2 protein-coding genes and 2 pseudogenes are annotated in these 3,350 nt (G+C 48.3%); 1 reads left to right on the top strand and 3 read right to left on the bottom strand.

Annotated elements, in window-relative coordinates:
• The 3 genes and pseudogenes from OGV71_RS11045 to OGV71_RS11035 all read right to left on the bottom strand — a co-directional run.
• Positions 1-329 (bottom strand): annotated as a pseudogene (locus OGV71_RS11045) (IS1-like element IS1B family transposase); the annotation flags it as partial.
• A gap of 56 nt (positions 330-385) precedes the next feature.
• A pseudogene (locus tag OGV71_RS11040) lies at positions 386-904 on the bottom strand (PLP-dependent transferase); the annotation flags it as partial.
• 81 nt (positions 905-985) lie between these two features.
• Complete coding sequence (locus OGV71_RS11035; protein WP_502873628.1) at positions 986-2,224, bottom strand: L-cysteine desulfidase family protein; 1,239 nt, start codon at positions 2,222-2,224, stop codon at positions 986-988.
• On the opposite strand from OGV71_RS11035, the gene OGV71_RS11030 reads away from it, so the two are divergent.
• Positions 2,223-3,203 carry an IS5-like element ISKpn26 family transposase gene (locus tag OGV71_RS11030; RefSeq protein WP_000019445.1) on the top strand — a complete coding sequence of 327 codons (981 nt, stop codon included), beginning with the start codon at positions 2,223-2,225 and terminating at the stop codon, positions 3,201-3,203. The two genes, OGV71_RS11035 and OGV71_RS11030, sit on opposite strands and share 2 nt — an antisense overlap.
• The last annotated feature ends 147 nt before the right edge of the window (positions 3,204-3,350 follow it).

The following is a 3,350-nucleotide window of genomic DNA, read 5'->3' as shown; positions in this document are numbered from 1 at the left end:
TTCGTCCATTTCCGCGCAGACGATGACGTCACTGCCCGGCTGTATGCGCGAGGTTACCGACTGCGGCCTGAGTTTTTTAAATGGCGGAAAATCGTGTTGAGGCCAACGCCCATAATGCGGGCGGTTGCCCGGCATCCAACGCCATTCATGGCCATATCAATGATTTTCTGGTGCGTACCGGGTTGAGAAGCGGTGTAAGTGAACTGCAGTTGCCATGTTTTACGGCAGTGAGAGCAGAGATAGCGCTGATGTCCGGCAGTGCTTTTGCCGTTACGCACCACCCCGTCAGTAGCTGAACAGGAGGGACAGCTGATAGAAACAGAAGCCACTGGAGCACCTCAAAAACACCATCATACACTAAATCAGTAAGTTGGCAGCATCACCCGCAGCTCATTATGCCCCTGCTTTTGGCAACCTGGCATACTGCTTCAATATCAACTAATTCCAACAGTGGGTTAGTGGGCGTTTCGATCCAGATTAGACCTGTATTCTCTTGAATATGGCGCTCTACTGACGCCAGATCATTAAGATCGACATAACTGAATGTCGTACCTGAAGTTTGTTTACGCAGACGTTCAAACAACCGATAAGTACCGCCATAGACCCCTTTCATTACTAATACATGGGAATCCTTAGGTAGCAATTCCAATATAAGTGCAGTTGCTGCCATACCGGAAGCGGTTGCCGTAGCATAGATACCTCCTTCCAACTCAGCCAAGGCGGTTTCATATGCATATCTTGTCGGGTTACTGCAACGGGAATAACAAAACTCCCCTTCTTCGCCTAAATTTGGCTGAATGAAGGAACTGGCGGTAGTAATCGGTGGAAAAATAGCATTATTGCCCCGGTCAACTTGATCTCCGGCATGGATAACCAGAGTCGCGATCGATTTTGATTTGCTCATTATTTGTCCCTTTAAATTTTAACGATAGCCCGCCGATCATTATTAATAATGACGTTAGGCCACGCGGTTAAACCGTAATATTTATTTACGTGTCATTATACTGATAATTTCTTTATCTGTTTGCCTCATTGGCGATAACACTAATTTACATAAATTATTGATAGAACCTTCAACATCGCAGGAAACAATGCCATCACGCTCCCCTGCAACACTATTTTGTTGCGCCATCAACACCGACTTAAATGCACAGGCGGTAGCGGTAGACACTTTCATGGCACAACTATTTGATGCACCATCGCAAATAATGCCACTAATATCACTGATCATATTACTGACCGCGTAGGAGATAGTTTGAAAATCTTGGGTCAATAACCAACTCATACCTGCCGCCGCCCCCATTGCTGCCGTTGACGCCGCACACAATGCAGACAATCGGGTATAACGCATATGAATTGAGATTGCGGCTAGATGGGCCAACGCTAATGCCCGGGCCAGTGTTTCATCATCTGTATTAAGATGTCGGGCAAGTGTCACTACCGGCATTGTCACGGTAATCCCCTGATTACCAGAGCCATAATTTGACATCGCGGGTAAGGGTGCGCCGCCCATACGGGCATCTGATGCCGCAGTGGTGTTGATCAACATTTGACTCAGTAAGTCAGTGCTGATAAAGCCATTTTTTCTGGCTTGCGACAACGCGCCACTCACGTTCAAACCATAGTTCTTCCTTTGCCCCTCGTCAGAAAGCGCGGTATTAATCTCAGCACTTTTCAGCATAAACATGATGTCTTTAGCGGCGACATCGGTTACAAATTTAAATGCGTCGTTAAGGGAAAATTCGGGTAGTACCCCACTATCATTGGCGGCAATTAGGTCTCGGACTAATATTTGCTTTATATTATTAATATAAACTTCAGTGACATTAGTATGGCTACCTTGAATCACTACCCGGCACTGATCACTAAGACTATATAGCGTAATATCGATAAAAATAAAATCCGTAGCATCTACTGCGTTTAGACACACGTTACCTGATTCATTAAATATATAGGCTTCGGTAATTTGTGTCGCAGTAATATCTTTTAATACTTCTAAATCGGCATCCGCGTTACCACCAATAGCCCCTATTGCCGCCGCAAGAGTGACTCCGCAATAGCTTGTTCCCGGAATAGTGACTCCCATCGCATTTTTATACAGATTCTCCGATATATTCCCCGTTATTTTTAATATCGGTGCGTTGAGATATTTAGGGAAGGTGCGAACAAGTTCCTGATATGAGATCATCATATTCATCCGGAGCGCATCCCAGAGGGACATCATGAGCCATCAACTCACCTTCGCCGATAGTGAATTCAGCACTAAGCGCCGTCAGACCCGAAAAGAGATTTTCCTCTCCCGCATGGAGCAGATTCTGCCATGGCAGAATATGACCGCTGTCATCGAGCCGTTTTATCCCAAGGCGGGCAATGGCCGACGGCCCTATCCGCTGGAGACCATGCTGCGTATTCACTGCATGCAGCATTGGTACAACCTGAGCGACGGTGCCATGGAAGATGCCCTGTACGAAATCGCCTCCATGCGCCTGTTTGCCCGATTATCCCTGGATAGCGCCCTGCCGGATCGCACCACCATCATGAATTTCCGCCACCTGCTCGAGCAGCATCAACTGGCCCGTCAATTGTTCAAGACCATCAATCGCTGGCTGGCCGAAGCAGGCGTCATGATGACCCAAGGCACTTTGGTGGATGCCACCATCATTGAGGCACCCAGCTCTACCAAGAACAAAGAGCAGCAACGCGATCCGGAGATGCATCAGACCAAGAAAGGCAATCAGTGGCACTTTGGCATGAAGGCCCACATTGGTGTCGATGCCAAGAGTGGCCTGACCCACAGCCTAGTCACCACCGCGGCCAACGAGCATGACCTCAATCAGCTGGGTAATCTGCTTCATGGAGAGGAGCAATTTGTCTCAGCCGATGCCGGCTACCAAGGAGCGCCACAGCGCGAGGAGCTGGCCGAGGTGGATGTGGACTGGCTGATCGCCGAGCGTCCCGGCAAGGTAAAAACCTTGAAGCAGCATCCGCGCAAGAACAAAACGGCCATCAACATCGAATACATGAAAGCCAGCATCCGTGCCAGGGTGGAGCACCCGTTTCGCATCATCAAGCGGCAGTTCGGCTTCGTGAAAGCCAGATACAAGGGGCTGCTGAAAAACGATAACCAACTGGCGATGTTATTCACCCTGGCCAACCTGTTTCGGGTGGACCAAATGATACGTCAGTGGGAGAGATCTCAGTAAAAACCGGAAATAACGCCAGAAATGGTGGAAAAAATAGCCTAAATAGGCTGATTCGATGTGTTTGCGGGAAAAAAATCGGCCCAGATCCGCGAAATTTTAATCAGCGAGTCAGCTTGGGAAGAAATGACCTGCTTATTCGCACCTTCC

This window comes from Citrobacter sp. Cf088 (assembly GCF_030334295.1).
In the GTDB taxonomy this organism is placed as follows: Bacteria; Pseudomonadota; Gammaproteobacteria; order Enterobacterales; family Enterobacteriaceae; genus Citrobacter; species Citrobacter freundii.
This window is presented reverse-complemented; position numbering and strand designations above follow the sequence as displayed.

Bases quoted from the DNA above. Each gene is read 5' to 3' on its own strand.
- OGV71_RS11035 (WP_502873628.1), bottom strand. From the start codon at position 2,224: ATGATGTCCCTCTGGGATGCGCTCCGGATGAATATGATGATCTCATAT.
- OGV71_RS11030 (WP_000019445.1), top strand. From the start codon at position 2,223: ATGAGCCATCAACTCACCTTCGCCGATAGTGAATTCAGCACTAAGCGC.